Annotated in this window: 21 protein-coding genes; 18 read left to right on the forward strand and 3 right to left on the reverse strand. The window is 64.7% G+C overall.

Annotated elements, in window-relative coordinates; genetic code table 11:
* Positions 1-24: 24 nt before the first annotated feature.
* The 9 genes from ACSQ25_RS07730 to ACSQ25_RS07770 all read left to right on the forward strand — a co-directional run bounded on the left by ACSQ25_RS07730 (position 25) and on the right by ACSQ25_RS07770 (position 9,857).
* Positions 25-1,017, forward strand: coding sequence for an ABC transporter substrate-binding protein (locus ACSQ25_RS07730; protein ID WP_436105120.1), 993 nt, complete (start codon positions 25-27; stop codon positions 1,015-1,017).
* A 1-nt stretch (position 1,018) separates the two neighbouring features.
* Positions 1,019-1,837: an ABC transporter ATP-binding protein gene (locus ACSQ25_RS07735; protein WP_436105121.1), complete on the forward strand. Its 819-nt coding sequence runs from the start codon at positions 1,019-1,021 to the stop codon at positions 1,835-1,837.
* A complete protein-coding gene (locus ACSQ25_RS07740) occupies positions 1,830-2,684 on the forward strand; it encodes an ABC transporter permease (RefSeq protein ID WP_436105122.1) in 855 nt (284 codons plus the stop codon). The genes ACSQ25_RS07735 and ACSQ25_RS07740 overlap by 8 nt, the downstream gene beginning before the upstream one ends.
* A 394-nt stretch (positions 2,685-3,078) precedes the next feature.
* Positions 3,079-4,806, forward strand: a complete 1,728-nt coding sequence (locus ACSQ25_RS07745; RefSeq protein WP_436105123.1) for an acetolactate synthase 3 catalytic subunit — start codon at positions 3,079-3,081, stop codon at positions 4,804-4,806.
* Entirely contained in the window at positions 4,806-5,297 is a 492-nt protein-coding gene (gene ilvN, locus ACSQ25_RS07750) for an acetolactate synthase small subunit (RefSeq protein ID WP_436105124.1), read from the forward strand. Before ACSQ25_RS07745 ends, ilvN begins: the two co-directional genes overlap by 1 nt.
* Positions 5,298-5,353: 56 nt before the next feature.
* Positions 5,354-6,370 carry a ketol-acid reductoisomerase gene (gene ilvC, locus ACSQ25_RS07755; RefSeq protein WP_436105125.1) on the forward strand — a complete coding sequence of 339 codons (1,017 nt, stop codon included), beginning with the start codon at positions 5,354-5,356 and terminating at the stop codon, positions 6,368-6,370.
* 171 nt (positions 6,371-6,541) lie between these two features.
* Positions 6,542-7,312 (forward strand): SIMPL domain-containing protein, encoded by a 771-nt coding sequence (locus ACSQ25_RS07760; RefSeq protein ID WP_436105126.1) that lies wholly within the window; start codon positions 6,542-6,544, stop codon positions 7,310-7,312.
* 73 nt (positions 7,313-7,385) lie between these two features.
* A complete protein-coding gene (pssA, locus tag ACSQ25_RS07765; RefSeq protein WP_436105127.1) occupies positions 7,386-8,252 on the forward strand; it encodes a CDP-diacylglycerol--serine O-phosphatidyltransferase in 867 nt (288 codons plus the stop codon).
* Positions 8,253-8,309: 57 nt separating this feature from the next.
* Positions 8,310-9,857, forward strand: coding sequence for a 2-isopropylmalate synthase (locus tag ACSQ25_RS07770; protein WP_436105128.1), 1,548 nt, complete (start codon positions 8,310-8,312; stop codon positions 9,855-9,857).
* A 148-nt stretch (positions 9,858-10,005) separates the two neighbouring features.
* Here ACSQ25_RS07770 and ACSQ25_RS07775 read toward each other — a convergent pair whose 3' ends face one another.
* The gene (locus ACSQ25_RS07775; RefSeq protein WP_436105129.1) at positions 10,006-10,509 is read right to left on the reverse strand and encodes a hypothetical protein; all 504 of its coding nucleotides are present in this window, start codon (positions 10,507-10,509) and stop codon (positions 10,006-10,008) included.
* Between the two features lie 172 nt (positions 10,510-10,681).
* Between ACSQ25_RS07775 and rpsO the strand changes: the two genes are divergently transcribed.
* Both rpsO and pnp read left to right on the forward strand, forming a co-directional pair.
* Complete coding sequence (gene rpsO, locus ACSQ25_RS07780; RefSeq protein ID WP_027867691.1) at positions 10,682-10,951, forward strand: 30S ribosomal protein S15; 270 nt, start codon at positions 10,682-10,684, stop codon at positions 10,949-10,951.
* A gap of 171 nt (positions 10,952-11,122) precedes the next feature.
* Positions 11,123-13,225, forward strand: a complete 2,103-nt coding sequence (pnp, locus tag ACSQ25_RS07785) for a polyribonucleotide nucleotidyltransferase (RefSeq protein WP_436105130.1) — start codon at positions 11,123-11,125, stop codon at positions 13,223-13,225.
* Between the two features lie 75 nt (positions 13,226-13,300).
* Here pnp and ACSQ25_RS07790 read toward each other — a convergent pair whose 3' ends face one another.
* Positions 13,301-14,503, reverse strand: coding sequence for an ammonium transporter (locus tag ACSQ25_RS07790; RefSeq protein ID WP_436108040.1), 1,203 nt, complete (start codon positions 14,501-14,503; stop codon positions 13,301-13,303).
* 216 nt (positions 14,504-14,719) lie between these two features.
* Here ACSQ25_RS07790 and ACSQ25_RS07795 point away from each other — a divergent pair, with 216 nt between their 5' ends.
* The gene (locus ACSQ25_RS07795; protein WP_436105131.1) at positions 14,720-15,037 is read left to right on the forward strand and encodes a hypothetical protein; all 318 of its coding nucleotides are present in this window, start codon (positions 14,720-14,722) and stop codon (positions 15,035-15,037) included.
* Here ACSQ25_RS07795 and ACSQ25_RS07800 read toward each other — a convergent pair.
* Entirely contained in the window at positions 14,979-16,094 is a 1,116-nt protein-coding gene (locus ACSQ25_RS07800) for an acyltransferase family protein (RefSeq protein ID WP_436105132.1), read from the reverse strand. The two genes, ACSQ25_RS07795 and ACSQ25_RS07800, sit on opposite strands and share 59 nt — an antisense overlap.
* Positions 16,095-16,427: 333 nt before the next feature.
* Here ACSQ25_RS07800 and ACSQ25_RS07805 point away from each other — a divergent pair, with 333 nt between their 5' ends.
* The 6 genes from ACSQ25_RS07805 to ACSQ25_RS07830 are packed head-to-tail and all read left to right on the forward strand — an operon-like array spanning position 16,428 to position 22,397.
* The gene (locus tag ACSQ25_RS07805; RefSeq protein ID WP_436105133.1) at positions 16,428-17,288 is read left to right on the forward strand and encodes an STAS domain-containing protein; all 861 of its coding nucleotides are present in this window, start codon (positions 16,428-16,430) and stop codon (positions 17,286-17,288) included.
* 7 nt (positions 17,289-17,295) lie between these two features.
* On the forward strand, positions 17,296-17,652 hold the full coding sequence (locus ACSQ25_RS07810; RefSeq protein WP_436105134.1) for an STAS domain-containing protein: 357 nt from the start codon (positions 17,296-17,298) through the stop codon (positions 17,650-17,652).
* A complete protein-coding gene (locus ACSQ25_RS07815) occupies positions 17,652-18,119 on the forward strand; it encodes an anti-sigma regulatory factor (protein ID WP_436105135.1) in 468 nt (155 codons plus the stop codon). The genes ACSQ25_RS07810 and ACSQ25_RS07815 overlap by 1 nt, the downstream gene beginning before the upstream one ends.
* Positions 18,107-19,135 carry an ATP-binding SpoIIE family protein phosphatase gene (locus tag ACSQ25_RS07820; protein WP_436105136.1) on the forward strand — a complete coding sequence of 343 codons (1,029 nt, stop codon included), beginning with the start codon at positions 18,107-18,109 and terminating at the stop codon, positions 19,133-19,135. The genes ACSQ25_RS07815 and ACSQ25_RS07820 overlap by 13 nt, the downstream gene beginning before the upstream one ends.
* Complete coding sequence (locus ACSQ25_RS07825; RefSeq protein WP_436105137.1) at positions 19,132-20,499, forward strand: ATP-binding protein; 1,368 nt, start codon at positions 19,132-19,134, stop codon at positions 20,497-20,499. The genes ACSQ25_RS07820 and ACSQ25_RS07825 overlap by 4 nt, the downstream gene beginning before the upstream one ends.
* Complete coding sequence (locus tag ACSQ25_RS07830) at positions 20,499-22,397, forward strand: ATP-binding response regulator (RefSeq protein ID WP_436105138.1); 1,899 nt, start codon at positions 20,499-20,501, stop codon at positions 22,395-22,397. The genes ACSQ25_RS07825 and ACSQ25_RS07830 overlap by 1 nt, the downstream gene beginning before the upstream one ends.
* Positions 22,398-22,559: the final 162 nt, after the last annotated feature.

Genomic DNA, 22,559 nt, shown 5'->3' on the forward strand with positions numbered 1-22,559 from the left:
TGAAAGAAAAATATGACATTGAAAATGAAAATCGCGGCCGCCGCGGCCGCGCTGGCCCTCGGTGTGTCGTCGACCGCCCAGGCGGAAGGCAAGATCCGCATCGCCGAGCAGTTCGGCATCGTCTACCTGCTGCTGAATGTGGCCCAGGACCAGAAGCTGATCGAAAAGCACGGCAGGAAGCAGGGCGTCGAGATCGACGTCGACTGGGTCAAGCTGTCGGGCGGCTCGGCGGTGAACGATGCGCTGCTGTCCGGTTCGATCGACGTGGCCGGCGCCGGGCTGGGGCCGCTGTTCACCATCTGGGACCGCACGGCCGGCCGCCAGAACGTGCGCGCCGTCGCCTCGCTCGGCAATTTTCCTTACTACCTCGTCAGCACCAACCCGGCGGTGAAGACCATCGCCGACTTCAGCCAGAAGGACCGCATCGCCTTGCCGGCCGTGACGGTGTCGGTGCAGGCGCGCATCCTGCAGATGGCGGCGGCCAAGCAGTGGGGCAAGGCCGAGTTCAAGAAGCTCGACCCGATCACCCAGACCGTGCCGCATCCCGATGCCGCCGCCGCCATCATCGCCGGCAAGACGGAACTGAACGCCCACTTCGGCAACCCGCCGTTCCAGGACCAGGAACTGGCCGGCAATCCGCAGGCCCACATCGTGCTGAACTCCTACGACGTGCTGGGCGGGCCGAGTTCGGCCACCGTGCTCTACGCAACAGAAAAATACGTCAAGGAAAACCCGAAAACCTACCGCGCCTTCATCGACGCCCTGAGCGAGGCGGCGCAGCTGGCGTCCACCAATCCGGAAGCGGCGGCCGACGCCTACCTGCGCGTCAACAAGGGCAATATCGACCGGGCACTGCTCGTCAAGGTGATCAAAAATCCGCAGGTGCAGTTCAAGGTGGCGCCGCAGAACACGCTCGGCCTGGCCCAGTTCCTGCACGAGGTGGGCGCGATCAAGACCAGGCCGGCGAGCTGGCGTGATTACTTCTTTGTCCACCCGGCACTCGATAAAGGAAGCTGACATGAGCCCGCTGAATCTGGTGCCGCCGCCCGAAGCCTTGCTGCGCGCCGAACACGTCACGCTGGAGTACCGGGGCGAGCGCGGCATCGTGCGCGCCACCGAGGATGTCAGCTTCGAGGTCTATCAGGGCGACCGTTTCGTGCTGCTGGGGCCTTCGGGTTGCGGCAAGTCGACCCTGCTGAAGGCGGTCGGCGGTTTCATTGCACCGCAGGCGGGCAGCCTCAGGCTGGCGGGCCGGGCGATCACGCGGCCGGGGCCGGACCGTATCGTCGTGTTCCAGGAATTCGACCAGTTGCCGCCTTGGAAGACGGTGCGGGAGAACGTCATGTTCCCGCTGCTGGCCGGCGGAGTGAAGCGCAAGGACGCGGACCTGCGGGCGCGCCACTGGCTCGGCAAGGTGGGGCTGGCGCGTTTTGCGGATGCCTATCCGCACACGCTGTCGGGCGGGATGAAGGCGCGCGTGGCGATCGCGCGGGCGCTGGCGATGCAGCCGGCGATCCTGCTGATGGACGAGCCCTTCGCGGCGCTGGATGCGCTCACGCGGCGCAGCATGCAGGAAGAATTGCAGGCGCTGTGGGAAGAGATCGGGTTCACCATGCTGTTCGTGACGCATTCCATTGAAGAAGCGCTGGTGGTAGGCAACCGGATCCTGTTGCTGTCGCCGCATCCGGGGCGGGTGAGGGCGGAGTTGAATAGTCATCAGTTCAGCCTGGCCAGTGCGGGAAGCAGCGAATTCCAGGCGGCGACGCAAAGGATTCATGGCTTGCTGTTTGGCGATCAGGCAGCGATTGAGCGCCCAAGGGGAGTCGCCCATGCTTAATCCGCCCGTACGTCCTGAATACGTCCTCGACGCGGCGCCGGGGAGTCCACCGGCGGCTCCGGCTGCGGCCTTCACGCTCCCGGACCTCGGCTGGCTGCGCAAGATCGGCATGCTGCTCGCCATTGTGCTCATCTGGGAACTGCTGGCCCGCTGGTTCGACAACGACCTGCTCCTGCCCGGCGCCATCCAGACCGGGAAGGCCTTCGCCGCCGGTCTCGCTTCCGGCGAGCTGTGGGGCTATGTCAGCGTATCGCTGCAGGTGCTGACCCAGGGCTTCACGCTCGGCGTGCTGGGGGCTTTCCTGCTGACCTGGCTGGCCGTCTCGGGCAAGGTCGGGCGCGAGCTGATCGATACCCTGGCCTCGATGTTCAACCCGCTGCCGGCGATCGCGCTGCTGCCGCTGGCGCTGCTGTGGTTCGGCCTGGGCAAGGGCAGCCTGCTGATGGTGCTGGTGCACTCGGTACTGTGGCCGCTGACCCTGAACGCCACCGCGGGCTTCCGTTCGGTGCCGGACACCCTGCGCATGGCTGGGCGCAACTATGGCCTGGGCGGGCTGCGCATGGTGCTGCAGATCCTGATTCCGGCCGCGCTGCCGGCGATCCTGTCCGGCCTGAAGATCGGCTGGGCCTTCGCCTGGCGCACCCTGATCGCGGCTGAGTTGGTTTTTGGCAGCACCTCGGGGCAGGGCGGGCTGGGCTGGTACATCTTCCAGAGCCGCAACGAACTGTTTACCGACAAGGTCTTCGCCGGCCTGGCCGCCGTCATCCTCATCGGGCTGGCGATCGAACACCTCGTGTTCCAGACCCTGGAACGGCTTACCGTGCGCCGCTGGGGCATGCAACGCTGAACGCATCCGCGGCGCACCATTCTGGCGCAGCAAAAAAATCATCGTTTATGCCTTGACCAAAATGGTGCAACGCAGTAATGTGTTTGAATGCTTTGCACCCCCGAAGCTCTCCAGTCTCCCGGTTAAGGCCCACAAGCCATCTCCGGATTGACGCGCTTTCATTTGTAGGCAGTTTGCTCCGACCCGCGCCAAAAGCGCGAGAGATGCGTATAAACGCTACAGACACTCAAGCCGAACGAGTTGCGCCCAGCGCCCGTGCGTCAGGACCCTACGGTGTCCCCAAACACAGCCGCGACCGCAGAGAGAAGGGACGCATGAGGGTTGTTGCGCATATCGTATTTCGTTAGGAACGGGCATCCGATCAAACTCCCATTGGGTCTTGAAAGGAATGAACATGAATAACGATGCATCGGCCCCGATCACGGGTGCTGAGATAGTGGTGCGTTGTCTCGCGGAAGAGGGCGTCAAGCACGTCTTCGGTTATCCCGGCGGGGCAGTCCTCTACATCTACGACGCCATCTTCAAGCAGGACAAGTTCCAGCACGTCCTCGTCCGCCACGAACAGGCCGCGGTCCATGCCGCAGACGCCTATTCGCGCAGCTCCAACACCGTCGGCGTTGCCCTCGTGACCTCCGGTCCGGGCGTGACCAATGCCGTCACCGGCCTGTCCACGGCCTACATGGATTCGATTCCGATGGTCGTCATTTCCGGCCAGGTGCCGAGCCATGCGATCGGCCAGGATGCCTTCCAGGAATGCGACACCGTCGGCATCACCCGCCCGGTGGTCAAGCACAACTTCCTGGTCAAGGACGTCCGCGAACTGGCATCGACCATCAAGAAAGCCTTCTTCATCGCCCGCACCGGCCGTCCCGGTCCCGTGCTGGTCGATATCCCGAAGGACATCACCATGCACAAGTGCGCGTTCGAGTATCCTCGCGAGATCGAGATGCGCTCGTACAAGCCGGTGGACAAGGGCCACGCCGGCCAGATCCGCAAGGCCGTGCAGCTGCTGCAAGGGGCCGAGCGCCCGATGATCTATGCGGGCGGCGGCGTCATCCTGGCGAATGCCTCGAATGAGCTGAACCGCATGGTCGAGAAGCTCGGCTTCCCGGTGACCAACACGCTGATGGGCCTGGGCGCCTCGCGCTCGAGCAGCCCGCACTTCGTCGGCATGCCCGGCATGCACGGCACCTATGAAGCGAACATGGCGATGCAGCACTGCGACGTCCTGATCGCCATCGGCGCCCGTTTCGACGACCGCGTGATCGGCAACCCGAAGCACTTCGCTTCCAACCCGCGCAAGATCATCCACATCGACATCGACCCTTCGTCGATCTCGAAGCGCGTCAAGGTCGACATCCCGATCGTCGGCAACGTCAAGGACGTGCTGGTCGAGCTGCTGTCGCAGCTCGACGCCAGCACCGCCTCGACCAATACCAATGCCCTGCAGGCCTGGTGGAAGCAGATCGCCGAATGGCGCGGCAAGGATTGCCTGGCCTATACGAACTCGAGTGAGCTGATCAAGCCGCAGTCGGTCATCGAGCAGCTGCACCGCGTGACCAACGGCGACGCCTTCATCACCTCGGACGTCGGCCAGCACCAGATGTGGGCCGCGCAGTACTACGGCTTCGACAAGCCGCGCCGCTGGATCAACTCGGGCGGCCTGGGCACCATGGGCGTCGGCCTGCCGTACGCGATGGGCGTGCAGATGGCGAATCCGGATGCGACGGTCGCCTGCGTCACCGGCGAGGGCTCGATCCAGATGTGCATCCAGGAGCTCGCGACCTGCAAGCAATACCACCTGACCCCGAAGATCATCCTGCTGAACAACCGCTTCCTCGGCATGGTCCGCCAGTGGCAGCAGATCGACTACGGTTCGCGCTATTCCGAGTCCTATATGGATTCGCTGCCGGACTTCGAGAAGCTGGCCGAGGCCTATGGCCACGTCGGCATGCGCATCGAGAAGCCGTCCGACGTCGAGGGCTCGCTGGTTGAGGCCTTTGCCATGAAGGACCGCCTGGTGTTCATGAACTTCATCACCGACCAGAGCGAGAACGTCTGGCCGATGGTCAAGGCCGGCAAGGGCCTGAATGAAATGCTGCTCGGCTCGGAGGACCTGTAATGCGACACATCATTTCCGTCCTCCTCGAAAACGAAGCCGGTGCGCTGTCGCGCGTGGTCGGGCTGTTCTCGGCACGCGGCTACAACATCGAAACCCTGACCGTGGCGCCGACCGAAGACGTGAGCCTGTCACGCATGACCATCGTCACCAGCGGTTCGGACGACATCATCGAGCAGATCACCAAGCACCTGAACCGCCTGATCGAAGTGGTGAAGGTGGTCGATCTCACCGAAGGCCAGCACATCGAGCGCGAGCTCATGCTCATCAAGGTGCGGGCGGTCGGCAAGGAGCGCGAAGAGATGAAGCGCACCGCCGACATCTTCCGCGGCCGCATCATCGACGTGACCGAGAAGACCTACACGATCGAACTGACCGGCGCCAAGAGCAAGCTGGATGCCTTCATCGACGCCATCGACCGTGCATCGATCCTCGAGACCGTCCGTACCGGCGGCTCGGGCATCGGTCGCGGCGAACGCATCCTCAAAGTTTAAAAATTCGCGACGCGTTCAACGCCCGCAATCCAATACATCAAAATTAAGGAATGACCATGAAAGTTTTCTACGACAAAGACTGCGACCTCTCCCTCATCAAAGGCAAGAACGTCGCCATCATCGGCTACGGCTCGCAAGGCCACGCCCACGCCCAGAACCTGAGCGAATCGGGCGTCAACGTCACCGTCGGCCTGCGCCGCGGCGGCGCTTCCTGGAACAAGGTCGAAGCGGCCGGCCTGAAGGTCGCCGAGGTCGATGACGCGGTCAAGAACGCCGACGTCATCATGATCCTGCTGCCGGACGAGAACATCGCCGAAGTCTACAAGAACAATGTCGAGCCGAACGCCAAGCAGGGCGCCGCGCTGGCCTTCGCCCACGGCTTCAACGTCCACTACGGCCAGGTCGTGCCGCGCGCCGACCTCGACGTGATCATGGTCGCACCGAAGGCCCCGGGCCACACCGTGCGCGGCACCTACCGCCAGGGTGGCGGCGTGCCGCACCTGGTCGCCGTCTACCAGGACAAGTCGGGCTCGGCACGCGACATCGCGCTGTCCTACGCCATGGCCAACGGCGGCGGCCGCGCCGGCATCATCGAGACCAACTTCCGCGAAGAGACTGAAACCGACCTGTTCGGCGAGCAGGCCGTGCTGTGCGGCGGTGCGGTCGAGCTGATCAAGGCAGGTTTCGAAACCCTGACCGAAGCCGGCTACGCGCCGGAAATGGCCTACTTCGAGTGCCTGCACGAGCTCAAGCTGATCGTCGACCTGATCTATGAAGGCGGCATCGCCAACATGAACTACTCGATCTCGAACAACGCGGAATACGGCGAGTACGTCACCGGCCCGAAAGTCGTCACCTCGGCGACCAAGGATGCGATGCGCCAGTGCCTGAAGGACATCCAGACCGGCGAATACGCGAAGAGCTTCATCCTCGAGAACAAGGCCGGCGCCCCGACCCTGATCTCGCGCCGCCGCCTGACCGCCGAGCACCCGATCGAAGAAGTCGGCGCCAAGCTGCGCGCGATGATGCCGTGGATCGCGAAGAACAAGCTGGTCGACCAGTCGAAGAACTAAGCTGTACCACGCGGTGTCGGGTCGGATGGTCCGGCACCGCGACAATTCGAGACACCTGTTACTCCAGCTGCTCAGTTGCAACGATCCATTACAAAGTTACGATGGAAGTTGCGAGAGCGGTATCGTATAAGTGACGCGGACATCCGTCGTAACTTTTCTGGAGAACAATAAATGAAGATTTCCAAATCGATCGTGGCTGCGGCCCTGGTGCTGGCTTTCCAGGCACAGGCGCAAACCGTGACTGCACCGTCGACCACCGGCACGCTGGTGGTGGTGCCGGCCTTCGGCGAAGTGAAGCACGCCAACGACCAGGCCACCGTCACCTTCGCGGTCGAAGAGCATGACAAGGACAAGAATGCCGCTGCGGCACGCGTGAACCGCAAGATGAAGGAGGGGACCGAGATCGTGCGCCGCGCCGATCCGAAGGCCGAGCTGAAGACCATGGGGTATTACACCTATCCGGTCTACCCGGAAGTGCCGCCGATGCCGCAGCCGATGACGCGCACGCCAGTGCGTCCGGTGCCGATCGCCTGGCGCGTCGGGCAGTACCTGGAGGTGAAGACCACCAATCTCGCCGACCTGCCGAAGACGGCCGCTGCAGCCCAGAAAGTTCTGCAAATCAATAACGTGAGCTTCGGCCTGAGCCCGGAACTGGAAAAGCGCCTCGACGACCAGCGCATCGCCGCGACCTACCGCAACCTGAACGAGCGCATCGTCTCGATCGCCAGCGCGATGGGACGCAAGCCGCTTGACGCGGTGCTGGACACGGTCGATTTCGAGGGTTCGGGCAATTACGCCGGCGACGGACAGGCGGCAGGGGCGCCGATGATGATGCGCGCGAGCGCCAAGCAGGAGATGGCGGACCAGATGCCGGAGCCGAGCTTTGAACCGGGAGAAACGACCCTCCAGATGCGTCTGGTAGGCAAGGTGCGATTCAAGTAAACATAGCCATTCGCTAACATGGGTTCCCGCCTCTATAATGCTGGGAACAGCATTATTTTGACTATGGAGCCCTATGCCGACCTTTCCACGACGCCGACCACCTGGAGCAGCGCCCAAGGCGCCACGATTTTCCCGCTTGAAACGCTTCGGGCGCCGGGCGGAAGACCGTCTTCCGGGTGAGCGTGGCCGCGGCATCTACCTGCTGCCGAATGCGTTCACGACGGGCGCGCTGTTCTGCGGCTTCTACGCCATCGTCATGGCGATGAACCAGCGCTTCGAGCATGCCTGCTGGGCGGTGTTCATCGCGATGATCCTCGATGGCCTTGATGGTCGGATTGCGCGCCTGACCAATACCCAGTCGGAGTTCGGCGCGCAGTACGACTCGCTGTCGGACATGGTGTCCTTCGGCGCCGCGCCGGCGCTGGTGATCTATGAATGGTCGCTGCGCGGGCTGGGCAAGCTGGGCTGGATCGCCGCCTTCATCTACTGCGCCGGCGCGGCGCTGCGGCTGGCGCGCTTCAACACCAATATCGAGGTGGTGGACAAGCGCTTCTTCCAGGGCTTGCCGAGCCCGGCGGCGGCGGCCCTGATCGTCGGCTTCATCATGATGATGACCGACCCGGACATCAACGTCAGCTCGCGCCAGGTGGACTGGGTGAGCTGGGGCCTGGCGGTGTTCGCCGGCCTGACGATGGTGTCGAACGTACCGTTTTACAGCTTCAAGGACGTGAACTTCCGCAAGTCGGTACCGTTCATCGTGGTGTTCCTGATTGCCCTGGCCTTCGCGCTGCTGGCGATCGACCCACCGAAAGTCCTGTGGCCGATTTTTGTGATTTACGGCTTGTCGGGGTATGCCGTGTTCGCCTGGCGCGCAGCGAAGGGCAAGCCGGTGAGCATCATCCCGCTCGACGACGAGCCGGACGACAGCGTGCGCCGCTAGCGCGGCCTTCGGGCCGGGCAGGGCGCCGCTGACTTTGATTAGTTAATGGAGCCCAGAATGTCCGATCCGAACCGTTTGATTATCTTCGACACCACCCTGCGCGACGGCGAGCAATCGCCGGGCGCCTCCATGACCAGGGACGAGAAGGTGCGCATCGCGCGCCAGCTCGAGCGCCTGCGGGTGGACGTCATCGAAGCCGGTTTCGCGGCGGCTTCGCCGGGCGACTTCGAAGCGATCCGCGCCATCTCGGCGGCGGTACGCGAGTCCACCATCTGCTCCCTGTCGCGCGCCAACGACCGCGACATCGCGCGCGCCGCCGAGGCCCTGGCGCCGGCCGCGCGCAAGCGCATCCACACCTTCATCGCGACTTCTCCGCTGCACATGCAGGTGAAGCTGCGCATGGAGCCCGAGCAGGTGCTGGAGCAGGCCAAACTGGCGATTCGCTACGCGCGCAATCACACCGACGACATCGAGTTCTCGCCGGAAGACGGCAGCCGTTCGGACGAGGACTTCCTGTGCCGCGTGCTGGAGGCGGTGATTGCCGAGGGCGCGACCACCATCAACTTCCCCGACACGGTCGGCTACGCCGTGCCGGAAGAATTCGGGCGGCGCATCCTGCGCCTGCGCGAGCGTGTGCCGAATTCCGACAAGGCCGTCTGGTCCGTGCACTGCCACAACGACCTGGGCCTGGCGGTGGCCAATTCGCTGGCCGGCGTCACCATCGGCGGCGCGCGCCAGATCGAGTGCACCATCAACGGCCTGGGCGAGCGGGCAGGGAATACCTCGCTGGAAGAAGTCGTGATGGCCCTGCGCACGCGCGCCGACTACTTCAACCTGAGCGTCGGCGTGGACACCACCCAGATCGTGCCGGCGTCCAAGATGGTCTCGCAGATCACCGGCTTCGCGGTGCAGCCGAACAAGGCGGTGGTGGGCGCCAATGCCTTCGCCCACGCCTCGGGCATCCACCAGGACGGCATCCTGAAAGCGCGCGAGACCTACGAGATCATGCGCGCCGAAGACGTGGGCTGGACCACCAACAAGATCGTGCTGGGCAAACTGTCCGGCCGCAATGCGTTCAAATCGCGCCTGCAGGAGCTGGGCATCGGGCTGGAGTCGGAGGCCGAGGTGAATGCGGCCTTTGCCCGCTTCAAGGAACTGGCGGACCGCAAGGCCGAGATCTTCGACGAAGACATCATGGCCCTGGTGTCGGACGAGGACCATGCGCAGGGCGGCGAGACCTACCGCCTGGTGTCGCTGGCGCAGCGCTCCGAGACTGGCGAACTGCCGCATGCGAAAGTCGTGTTCGCGGTAGAGGGCCGGGAAGTGTCGGCCGAGGCGTCGGGCGACGGGCCGGTGGACGCGGTGGTGAGCGCGATCGAGAGCGTGGTCAAGAGCGGCGCGGAGCAGGTGCTGTTTTCGATCAATGCGATCAGCAACGGACCGCAGTCGCAGGGCGAAGTGACCATCCGCCTGTCGCACTCGGGGCGCATCGTCAACGGCGTCGGGGCGGACCCGGACATCATCGTGGCCTCGGCCAAGGCGTATCTGTCGGGCCTGAATAAGCTGCATTCCAAGGTCGAACGCGTCAATCCGCAGGGCGTGTAAGCGGGCGGTTCGTCTGCTCGGCCGAATTGGATCCCGGCCTTCGCCGGGATGACGTGCCGAGACTAGAGCCGTCGTACCGGCGAAGGCCGAAATGATGCCACTGGCATCATTTCGCCCAATTTCGCGCTGCAGCCACCAGCTCAAGCGCTCACCACCCCATCCTGTCCCTCGGCTCATACATCGGATCCGGCCCATTCAGCATCTGCCGCACGATCCCCTGGCGGTCGAAGTGCACGTGCATCATCGAGTTCCACACCCCCGCCTCCTTGTAGCGGTAGGACCAGACTTCCCAGTCCCGCATCGCCACGAAGGACTTTTCCGCCGGCCTGCCCACGGTGCGCAGCACTTCTTCCTTGTCGGCGGCGTCGACCTTGATGGTCGCGAACTTCTCGCCGGTCAGCACCTGCTCGTAGGACAGCAGCCGCTCGTCCGCCCCGATCCGCGCCATGAACGTCTGCTGCCCCATCGGCCCGGTCGCGTACTCGAAGATCCTTTCCTGCCCGGCCCCATAGATGGCGGTCGGCGCGCCCATCTTCTGCTGGACCACCGCGGCCGAGTCGCCGATGGACGGCGCCTGGCGCAGCATTCCGGCGCAGCCGCCGAGGGCGAGCAGGGCCAGGACTGTTGCAATATTGACTAATTTAGCCATCATTCACCCCGCGAAATGCCGCAAAACCCCCATGATCCACCTTTCCGGCGCTGCAAACAGTGGCCGCACGCCCGGTTTTCCCCTATACTGGCGGGTCTGTCCGTTTTGGGCAGGTAATTCGTCAATCACGGTGCGCTGGGTTTCGACTCATGCACCGCATGTGAAAGGTAACATCATGACCGTAGAAAACATCAACAAAGCCGCGATCATCGCGGACAACGCACGTGGCCAGAACGATACCGGTTCGCCGGAAGTCCAGGTCGCACTGCTGACCGCCCGCATCAACGAGCTGAACGGCCACTTCAAGGCACACCAGAAGGATCACCACTCGCGTCGTGGTCTGATCATGATGGTCAACCGCCGTAAGAGCCTGCTGGCTTACCTGAAGCGCAAAGACGCAAACCGTTACCGCGACCTGATCGCCAAGCTCGGCCTGCGTAAGTAATCGTTGGTCAAGACGATTTAGTCACGAAATGCCTGCGCCAGATACCTGTCGCGGGCATTTTTTGTTTTTGTCGTTTGTTGTTGTAGTGGCAGTAATGACGGAGACTCTCCGTCCGTGGTGAGGTGAACGACAGCTCCTGAAAATCTGTCGGCAAATAGAAAGGGATTACCCATGTTTAATAAAGTTACGAAAACCTTCCAGTACGGTCAACACACGGTCACCCTGGAGACGGGTGAAATCGCGCGCCAGGCAAGCGGCGCCGTCGTCGTGTCGGTCGAAGATACCGTCGTGCTGGCAACCGTGGTCGCCAAGAAGGACGCCAAGCCGGGCCAGGACTTCTTCCCGCTGACCGTCGATTACATGGAAAAGACCTACGCGGCCGGTAAGATCCCGGGTGGTTTCTTCAAGCGCGAAGGCCGTCCTTCGGAAAAGGAAACCCTGACCTCGCGCCTGATCGACCGTCCGATCCGCCCGCTGTTCCCGGAAGGTTACCTGAACGAAGTCCAGGTCATCATCCACGTCCTGTCGGTCAATCCTGAGATCGATCCGGACATCCCGGCCATGATCGGCGCCTCGGCTGCGCTGTGCATCGCCGGCATCCCGTTCAACGGCCCGATCGGCGCAGCGCGCGTCGGCTACGCGAACGGCCAGTACATCCTGAACCCGACCACCACCGAGCTGAAGACCTCGCAGATGGACCTGGTCGTGGCAGGCACCGAAACCGCCGTGCTGATGGTGGAATCGGAAGCGCAGCAGCTGTCGGAAGAAATCATGCTGGGCGCGGTCGTCTTCGGCCACGACCAGATGAAGGCCGTCATCGACGCGATCCACGACCTGGTCGCCGAAGGCGGCAAGCCGGAAGTCGAGTGGAGCCCGGCACCGAAGAACGAAGAATTGATCGCCCGCGTGAACGACCTGGCCGGCGCGGCAGTGCGTGACGCTTACCAGACCCGCGAAAAGTCGGCCCGCCAGCAGAAGCTGAAGTCGATCTCGGCTGAAGTGATGGCAGGCCTGGCAACCCAGGGCGTCCAGGCCGATGCGGCCGAAGTCGGCAACATCCTGTTCGACATGGAAGCCAAGGTCGTGCGTACGCAGATCCTGGACGGCGAGCCGCGTATCGATGGCCGCGACACCCGCACCGTGCGTCCGATCGCGATCCGCACCAGCGTGCTGCCGCGTACCCACGGTTCGGCCCTGTTCACCCGCGGTGAAACCCAGGCGCTGGTCGTGGCCACCCTCGGCACCGCGCGCGACAGCCAGAAGATCGACGCGCTGATGGGCGAGTACACCGACGACTTCATGATGCACTACAACATGCCTCCGTTCGCCACCGGCGAAACCGGCCGCGTGGGCACCCCGAAGCGCCGCGAAGTCGGCCACGGCCGCCTGGCCAAGCGCGCGCTGGTCGCTGCGCTGCCGTCGGCTGACGAGTTCAGCTACTCGGTGCGCCTGGTCTCGGAAATCACCGAGTCGAACGGTTCCTCGTCGATGGCGTCGGTCTGCGGCGGCTGCCTGGCACTGATGGACGCCGGCGTGCCGATGAAGGCGCACGTCGCCGGCATCGCCATGGGCCTGATCAAGGAAGGCGGCAAGTTCGCCGTCCTGACCGACATCCTGGGTGACGAAGACCACCTGGGCGATATGGACTTCAAGGTCGCCGGTACCCCGGCAGGCATCACCGCGCTGCAGATGGACATCAAGATCCAGGGCATCACCAAGGAAATCATGCAGGTGGCACTGGCGCAAGCCAAGGAAGCCCGCCAGCACATCCTGGCCGAGATGCAGCGCGCCGTGCCGAGCGTGAAGACCGAGCTGTCGGACTTCGCACCGCGCCTGATCACCATCCGCATCAACCCGGAAAAGATCCGTGACGTGATCGGCAAGGGCGGCGCCGTCATCCGCGCGCTGACCGAAGAAACCGGCACCCAGATCGACATCACCGACGAAGGCGTCGTGACCATCGCGTCGGTCGATGCCGCCGCCGGCCAGGAAGCCAAGCGCCGCATCGAAGAGCTGACCGCATCGGTCGAAGTGGGCAAGACCTACGACGGCACCGTGCTCAAGCTGCTGGACTTCGGCGCGATCGTGCAGGTCATGCCGGGCAAGGACGGCCTGCTGCACATCTCGCAGATCGCCAACGAGCGCGTCAACGCCGTTGCCGACTACCTGAAGGAAGGCCAGCAAGTGCGCGTGAAGGTCCTCGAGACCGACGAGCGCGGCCGCCTGAAGCTGTCGATGAAGGCTGCTGATCCGGTGGAAGGCGCGGCGCAGTAAGCACCGCGGCTTCGCGCCAACAAGAACCGCCAGTGCGTGAGCCTGGCGGTTTTTTTACGTCTCGTGAAACCCCTGCTACCAGCGGGTCTCCGATTCGGCGGTCGCGCTGATCTTGTGTATCGACAGGTCGGCGCCGTTGAACTCCTCTTCGGGATCGAGACGGATGCCGACGGTTTTCTTCAGCACGCCGTAAATGATCAAGCCGGATACGAACGCAATCCCGATGCCCAGCAGCGTACCGAGCAGCTGTGCGAAAAAGGAGACGCTGCCCAGCCCGCCGAACACTTGTTGGCCAAAGACTCCGGCCGCGACACCTCCCCAGGCGCCGCACAGGCCGTGCAGGGGCCACACGCCCAGCACGTCGTCGATCTTCCATTTGTTTTGCGTGAGCGTGAACATCCAGACGAAGACGCCGCCGGCGATGGCGCCGGTGACCAGCGCGCCCAGCGGATGCATCAGGTCCGAGCCGGCACAGATGGCAACCAGGCCGGCCAGCGGTCCATTATAGGCAAAACCGGGGTCGTTTTTACCAGCCAGGACGGCGGTCAGCGTGCCGCCCACCATCGCCATCAGCGAGTTGAGCGCTACCAGCCCGTTGATCTTGTCCAGCGTTTGGGCACTCATCACATTGAAGCCGAACCAGCCGACCGCCAGCACCCAGGCGCCCAGTGCCAGGAAGGGGATGCTCGACGGCGGGTGGGCGGACATGGCGCCGTTCTTCGAATAACGACCCCGGCGCGCCCCGAGCAGCATCACGGCCGGCAGCGCCACCCAGCCGCCGACCGCATGGACGACCACGGAGCCGGCGAAATCATGAAACTCCATGCCGAATGTTCCCTTCAGCCAGGCCTGGATGCCGAAGTTGTGGTTCCAGACGATGCCCTCGAAGAAGGGGTAGACGAAGCCGACCAGCAAGGCGGTCGCCACCAGCTGCGGATGGAATCGCGCGCGTTCTGCGATGCCGCCGGAAATAATTGCGGGGATCGCCGCGGCGAAGGTCAGGAGGAAAAAGAACTTGACCAGCTCGAAGCCATTGCGCGCGCTGAGCGTTTCCGCATCAGAAAAGAAGTTGACGCCATAGGCGATGCTGTAGCCGATGAAAAAGTACGCAATGGTCGAGACTGCGAAGTCGACCAGGATTTTGACGAGGGCATTGACCTGGTTTTTCTTGCGGACCGTACCGAGTTCGAGGAAGGCAAAACCGGCGTGCATCGCCAGGATGAGGATTGCGCCGAGCAGAATGAACAAGGTGTCGGCGCCGTGTTTGAGTGCATCCATCCGAAAACTTTCTAAAAAGGTGCAAAACTGGGACAGGAGCATGTCTCCATGCAAGATCCGGGCCGACTCTGCATCATCTAGCACGGCGCTTTCATCCCTTAATCCGTGCGGTCCGCCGTTTTTCGCACCAGAAGAATGCAGGAGATGCACCAATTTGAGATATCGGATGCACGGGGCGATGCACCAATATCGGGACACTGCGAGATTCGAGGCAGCTTGAGGCACCACAATAAGCGCCAGCAGCGTGGGGGCTCCTGCGATTTCGATCGCGAACGCTGGGCACAGGCGGACCGTGTCGGGCGTGGCTGCATGATGGCGTCCTTCCTCGACAAGCACCCGGCGGCAGGCATGTCGGTCGTCGAGCTGAAGTTGTGGCTGGGCGAGCCCAGCACCTATGCCGACTTCGAGGACCCGGCCTACCTGGTCGCGCAAGCCGCGGCGAACGGTGGCGCGGTCAGGGAACAGCTGCTGGTGTTCAGGATCGACCGGCTAAGCGGCCGGGTGATCGAGGCCGTTCTGCGCCCGCCAGGCTAGCGCGGCCCGCCACGCTCTGGCGGGATTGGCCGAGCACATTGCCCAGCGGCGTCTCGACCCGTTTGAAGAAGGCCGCGCCGGCCACCAGGCTGGCGATCCACGCGACGAGCATGCCGAATGCCTGCGCGTACGCGTGCTCCGGGACGAAACGTGTAAAGGCTGCGTTCACCATCAGGCAGACCGGGAAATGCACGAGGAAGACGGAAAACGAGATCTTGCCCGCGTAATCGACGGCAGGCAGCGCCCAGCCAGCGCGGGACAGCGGCCGGATGCGGCCAAACAGGAACAGGGCGCAGGCGACCACCAGGGCCAGGGCAATCCGGCTGCGGAATTCCAGTACCAGGGCCAGCAAGGGCAGCAGCAGCAGCGCGGCCAGCAAGGGCGCGACGGCGCCGGGCCGGCGCTGCGGATCGCTCGCCCACCATGCGAGCGCACCCAGTCCGTAGCTGCCGAAGAAGTAGGGCGCCCACACGTCCCAGTCCGCGTCCAGGTTGAAGTGCAGCAGCGAGGCGGCGACGCCGGCCGCAACCAGGCCGGGCAGCAGCCAGCCGGGCGAGCGAGCTCCGTCCCGTTGCCCGGACAACCATGCGAGCAGCGTCATCAGGGCATACAACTGGAAATCGATCGCCACATACCAGGCGCCCGCGGACAGGGACTCGAAGCCGAGCACGCCGTGCAGCATGAGCGCATGCGCGCCCAGCTGCAGCGCGGTCGGTGCAGGCGAGATCGAATCGTGCGTCATCAAGCCGGCAGCCCAGCCGGAGGCGATCACGGCCAGCAGCATCGCGACAAAAAAAGGCGGCGCCAGCTTGATATAGCGCCGCCAGATGAGGTGCAAGGGATTGCCCATCCGGGGAAGGCCATCCGGTGCCAGCGATTTCGCCGCGAGAAAGCCGCCAATGACCAGGAAGACCTGCACGGCAATGCGCGCGTGGTCGCCGAGCCAGTCGATGAGGGAGGGCAGGATGTCGCGCGCTCGGTCGGCCATGGGGCCGTAGAAGGCCAGGTGATGCAGGACGATCAGCTGTGCCGCGAGTCCTTTCAGCAGGTTGATCAAGACAAGCGGCCTCTGGCTTGTGCCTACTACGTTCGTCACCACGCAATACCAACCTTCCCAACAATGCGGCGCCCGGCATGGATGAGGCAGGAGTGCGGTAATACCGCCGGGCGGCGGCATTGTAGCCGAGCAGGCAAGGACGGGCCCACGCGATATCCAGCAGTAATGAGTCGGTTCGACGCGCCAGCAAAAGCCGCCGCGCACGACACAACTGTGTCGTAACCACAATGCAAGAAGTGTTATAGTCGATCATTTCGTAAACGATGGGATCGCGCGTCCTTGTTCCGCGCAGCGCCCACTGATTTCAACCATCCAAACCTAGGAATCGCACAGATGACCACGAAGGATTACGCCGCCCGCATCAGCCAGCTCATCCAGGAACACCAGGCCGAGATCGGCGCTGAGTGGACGACGCAGCTCGAGGCAATGATCGTGCGCGGCAGCTCCAGCTCGAAGGAGCAGCTGCGCAGCCACTGCCAGCAATTCATCGCGGCGCTCGCCACCGCCTCCCGCGGCGGCGAACTGGACAACATCGAGCACCGCTCCTGGGATGAAGTGCGCGACCTGCTGGCCGAGATCTCCTCGACCCGCGCCAAGTCCGGTTCGACCCCGGCCGAAACCGCGACCTTCGTCTTCTCGCTGAAGCAGCCGCTGTTCGCGCAGCTGCGCGCCGGCTTCGAGGGCGACAGCGAAGCCATCGCCGCCGCCTCATGGACCGTCAGCGCCCTGCTGGACAAGCTGGGCCTGTACACCATCGAAGTGTTCCAGAAGACCAAGGACCAGATCATCGTGCGCCAGCAGCAGGAACTGCTCGAGCTGTCGACCCCGGTCGTCAAGCTGTGGAACGGCATCCTGGCGCTGCCGCTGATCGGCACCCTGGATTCCGCCCGCACCCAGGTGGTGATGGAAAACATCCTGCAGAAGATCGTCGACACCGGCGCCATCATCGCCATCATCGACATCACCGGCGTGCCGACCGTCGACACCCTGGTGGCCCAGCACCTGATGAAGACCATCGCCGCCGCGCGCCTGATGGGCGCCGACTGCATCATCAGCGGCATCCGCCCGCAGATCGCCCAGACCATCGTGCATCTCGGGGTCAACCTGGAAGACGTGATCACCAAGGCCACCCTGGCCGACGCCTTCCTGGTCGCGCTCGAGCGCACCGGCACCGCCGTCGTCGCCAAGGCATAAGCAGAACATGGAACGTATTCCTATCCTGCGCATGGGCGACCTGCTGCTCGTCACGATCCAGGTCGACATGCACGATCGCCTTGCCATGCAACTGCAGGACGATCTAACCGAGCGCATCGTCAGCGATGGCGCCAAGGGTGTCCTGATCGACATCTCCGCGCTCGACCTGGTCGATTCCTTCATCGGCCGCATGATCAGCAATACCGCCGCCATGGCGCGCGTGCTCGACGCCCGCACCGTGGTGGTCGGCATGCAGCCGGCGGTGGCGATCACCCTGGTCGAGCTGGGCCTGACGCTGCACGGCGTCAGGACCGCACTGAACGTTGAAAAGGGCATGGCCCTGCTGGGAAAGAACTTTAACTGATGAACGGCGCGCATACCGGTGCAGTCCTGTTCGATACCGCGTTGCTGGACCGCCACCGCCAGCACCGCAGCGCACGCGTGACCCTGCGCCTGCAGTCGGACGAGGACGTTGTAGGCCTGCGCAAGCAGGTGCGCGAGCGGGCGGTGGCCATCGCCTTGTCCCTGGTCGACCAGACCAAGCTGGTCACGGCCGCGAGCGAATTGGGGCGTAATACGATCAAGTACGGCGGCGGCGGCGAAGTCCACCTGGACAGCCTGTCCGACGGTGTCCGCCAGGGCATCGGCCTGTTGTTCGTCGATGCCGGTCCCGGCATCGCCGACATCGACAATGCGCTGCGCGACGGCTTCACCACCGGCGGGGGCCTCGGCCTCGGCCTCGGTGGCTCGAAGCGTCTTGCGGATGAATTCGACATTGACAGCCGCCGCGGAGAGGGCACTGCCGTGCTGGTGGTGAAATGGAAGCGCTGATCAGTTCACTCGCACAGCAGGAAGTGCACGCGATTAACCATGCGAGCGATGTGGCGGCGGTGCGGCGCAGCGGCCAGAAGCTGGCCGATGCGCTCGGCTTCAACGAGACCCGCGCCGGCCAGCTGGCGCTGATCATCACCGAGGCCGCCACCAACATCCTCAAGCACGCGGGCGAGGGCGAGATCCACGTCGGACCGGCGCAGTCGGCCGCCGGCGTGGGCATCGACGTGCTCGCCTTCGATAACGGTCCCGGCATCGCCGACCTGGCCGCCTGCCTGGTCGACGGCGTGTCCACCGCGGGCACGGCGGGCACCGGCCTGGGCGCCATCAACCGCCTGGCCGACGAGTTCGACGTGTACACGCAGCCCGGCAAGGGCGCGGTCTTCTTCATGCGGCTCTGGCGCGACTTGACGGCGCCCGAGCCCTGTGGCGTGGAGATCGGCGCGCTGTGGGCGCCGGTGGCAGGCGAGGACGAGTGCGGCGACGGCTGGGCGGTGCACTGCGACAGCCGCGGCGCGACCTTGCTGGCCGCCGACGGCCTGGGTCACGGACCCGAGGCCGCGCGTGCCGCAGCGGCCGCCATCGGCGCACTCGAGGCACGCAAGGGAGTGCAGGCGGACGAGCTGATGCTCGCGGCCCACGATGCCTTGCGGCCGACCCGCGGCGCGGCGCTCGCGACCGCCCGCATCGAGTTCGCGGACGATGAAATGCAGTTCGCCGGCGTCGGCAACATCGCCGGCTGCGTGATCGACGGCGCGCGCCGGGCACTGGTATCGCACAACGGCATCGTCGGCCACAACATGCGCAAGGTGCAGTCCTTCCCCTTGCCCTTCGGTCCGGGCGCCGTGTGCATCATGCATTCGGACGGCATCCAGACCCAGTGGAACCTGGACAAGTACCCCGGCCTGGTCGGCCGCAGCCCGATCCTGATCGCGGCCGTGCTGATGCGCGACTTCATCCGGGGGCGCGACGACGCGATGGTACTGGTGGTGCGCCGCCATGGGAGTCACCGGTGAGCCTGCATCGCATACTGAACGTCGCCCTCGACAGCGACCAGGACGTGGTAGTGGTGCGCCAGCGCGCCCGCCAGGTGTCGGAACTGCTCGGCTTTTCGCAACAGGACCAGGTACGCGTGGCGACAGCCGTGTCGGAAGTGGCGCGGATGGCCTGCCACCAGGGCTCGGGCGGCCGCGCGGCCTTCCTGCTGGGCCGGAATGGCGCGCGCCAGTACCTGGAAGTCGCCATCCATCCCGGCACCGGGGCGCGCATGTCCACGGCGCCCGGCGTGTTCGACCAGGTGCTCAGCAGTTCGCTGCCGGAGCTGGCCCTGATCACGGCGCACCGCCTGATGGATTCCTGCGAGGTCGAGCCGGCCCAGGGCGTCGTCACCACGGTCACGATGCGCAAGGCGCTGTCGCCGCAAGCCATGGTCGACCCGGCCCGGCTGGCGGACATCAGCACCCGCCTGGCCGGCAGCCCGGTCTCGAACACGCTGCAGGAGCTGCAGCTGCAGAACCACGAGCTGCTCGCCACGCTGGCCGAGCTGCGCGAGCGCCAGGAAGACCTGCTGTCGCTCACGCGCGAGCTGGAAGACACCAACCGCGGCATCGTCGCGCTGTACGCCGAGATCGAAGACAAGGCCGAGCGCCTGCGCCGCGCCGACGAGATGAAGTCGCGCTTCCTGTCGAATACCAGCCACGAGCTGCGCACGCCGCTGTCCTCGATCCGCGCCCTGGCCCAGCTGCTGCTGGACCGCATGGACGGCGAGCTGACGACCGAGCAGGAGCGCCAGGTGCAGTTCATCGCCAGGGCCGCCAACGACCTGTCGGAGCTGGTCAACGACCTGCTCGACCTGGCCAAGATCGAGGCCGGCAAGGTCGACGTGCAGCTGGCGCCGGTGGTGATCGACAACCTGTTCCGCGCCCTCAAGGGCATGATGCGGCCGCTGGTCGACGAAGGCCGGGTGGAACTGGTGTTCGAACCCTCCGACTTCACCGAGGCTTTCGATTCGGACGAAGGCAAGATCTCCCAGATCCTGCGCAACTTCATTTCCAACGCGCTCAAGTTCACCGAGCGTGGCAGCGTGCGTGTTTCCGCCACCTACGACGCACGGCTTGATATGATCGCGTTCGCGGTCGCCGACACCGGGATCGGCATCAGCCCGGAAAACCTGCAATTGATCTTTGAAGAGTTCAGCCAGATCGAGCATCCGCTCCAGCGGCGCAGCAAAGGCACGGGCCTCGGCCTGCCGCTGTGCCGCAAGCTGGCCGCACTTCTGCAGGGACGGGTCGACGTGGAAAGCAAAGTGGGTGAAGGCACGAGCTTCACCTTGAGCTTGCCGCGCCGCTTCCAGCAGTCCAGCCAAGACGGAACCGAATGATGAAAGCCAATTCCACCCTGATCCTCAACGTTGACGACAACGACGGCGCCCGCTACGCCAAGAACCGCATCCTGCAAGGGGCCGGTTTCGAGGTGGTGGAGGCGACCAACGGCACCGACGCGCTGGAGATGGTCAAGCGCCTGAACCCCGCGCTCGTGCTGCTCGACGTGAAGCTTCCGGACATCAACGGCATCGAAGTCTGCCGCCGCATCAAGTCCAATCCGGACAGCGCCATGGTGCTGGTGCTCCAGACCTCGGCCGCGCTGACCGGCCGCGCCGACAAGATCCGCGGGCTTGAAGGCGGCGCGGACAACTACCTGGCGGCGCCGATCGAGGCCGACGAGCTGATCGCCAACGTGAACGCGCTGGTGCGCATGCGCCAGACCCAGGGCGAGCTGCGCGACAGCGAAGAGCGCTTCCGCCAGCTGACCGACAACATCGACGATGTCTTCTGGATGTTCAGCGTTCCCGAACGCGACCTGGTCTATATCAGCCCGGCCTATCCCGCGCTGTGGGGCCGCAGCGTCGAGTCGCTGCGCCAGCAGCCCGCCGGCTGGCTGGAGGCGGTCCATCCGGACGACCGGGCGCGCATGGAGGAGCATTGGCGCCAGCTGGCGCAGACGCCGCACTACGACGACGAATTCAGGTTCATCGGCCCGGATGGCAAGGTACGCTGGGTGCGCGACCGCCTGTTCGCGGTGCGCGACCAGCGCGGCGAGGTCTACCGCGTGGCGCGCGTGACCAGCGACATCACCGCGCGCAAGGAAATGGAAGCGCTGCTGCGCGCGGCCGACCGCAACAAGAACCAGTTCCTGGCCACGCTGGCCCACGAGCTGCGCAATCCGCTCAGCCCGATCCGCAACGCGGCCGCGCTGCTGGGCGCCACCGGCGACGACAGCCAGGGCACCGAGCGCCAGGCCCGTGCGCGCGAAGTCATCACGCGCCAGGTGGACCACCTGGCGCACCTGGTGGACGACCTGCTCGACGTGGCCCGCATCTCCGAGGGCAAGATCGTGCTGCGCACCGAAGAGGTGGACCTGGGCGCCGTGATCCGGCAGGCCATCGAGACCGCCGGCCCCCTGATCACGGCGCGCGGCCACCAGCTGGACGTGCATCTGCCCGAGCAGCAGGTATGGGTGATGGGCGATCCGGTGCGCCTGGCGCAGTCGGTCGGCAACCTGCTGCACAACGCGGCCAAGTTCACGCCGAAGAACGGCCAGATCGATGTCGCCGTCCGCCTGGCCGACAAGGACCGGGTGCGGATCGCCGTACGCGACAACGGCATCGGCATCGCCGAGGACAACCTGCCGCGCATCTTCGGCATGTTCGCCCAGGTGGACGTACCGCCGGACCGTGCGCCGGAAGGCCTGGGAATCGGCCTGTCGCTGGTGTCGCACCTGCTCGAGCTGCACGGCGGGCACCTGAGCGCCGACAGCCCCGGCATCGGCATGGGCAGCACCTTCACGGTCGATCTGCCGCTGCTGCGCACCAGCGCGCCGCAAGCCGCCCCTGCGCACTGCGAGACGCCCGAGACCGGCGGCAGCGGCATGCGCGTGCTGCTGGTGGACGACAACGTCGATGCGATGGAAATGATGGGCTTCCTGCTGGCCGAGATGGGCTACGAAACCTGCACCACCTCGGATGCCGCGCAGATCGAGGACCTGGCGCTGCGCCACCGGCCGCAGGTGATCGTGCTCGACATCGGCCTGCCGGGCATCGACGGCTACGAGGTGGCGCGCCGCATCAAGAAGAATCCGGCGCTGGCGCACGTCCGGCTGGTGGCCCACACGGGCTATGGCTCGCCGGAAGACCGCAAGCGGGCGATGGATGCGGGCTTCGATGCGCACCTGGTCAAGCCGGCGGAGTTGCCGGATCTGGAGCGGGCGTTGAAAGGCTAAGGGTACGCACGCAAAATTAGGTTCCGGCCTTCGCCGGAACGACGGTCTTCAGGGTAGTGGCCCAGTGGATGCGCTACTAGCACCTCCAGCTTTTAGACCGTCGTCCCGGCGCAGGCCGGGACCCAAGTCGGTAGCGTACCAATCAAAATGAAAAAAGCCCCG

The sequence above is a fragment of the Massilia sp. LjRoot122 genome (assembly GCF_964252725.1).
GTDB lineage: Bacteria > Pseudomonadota > Gammaproteobacteria > Burkholderiales > Burkholderiaceae_D > Telluria.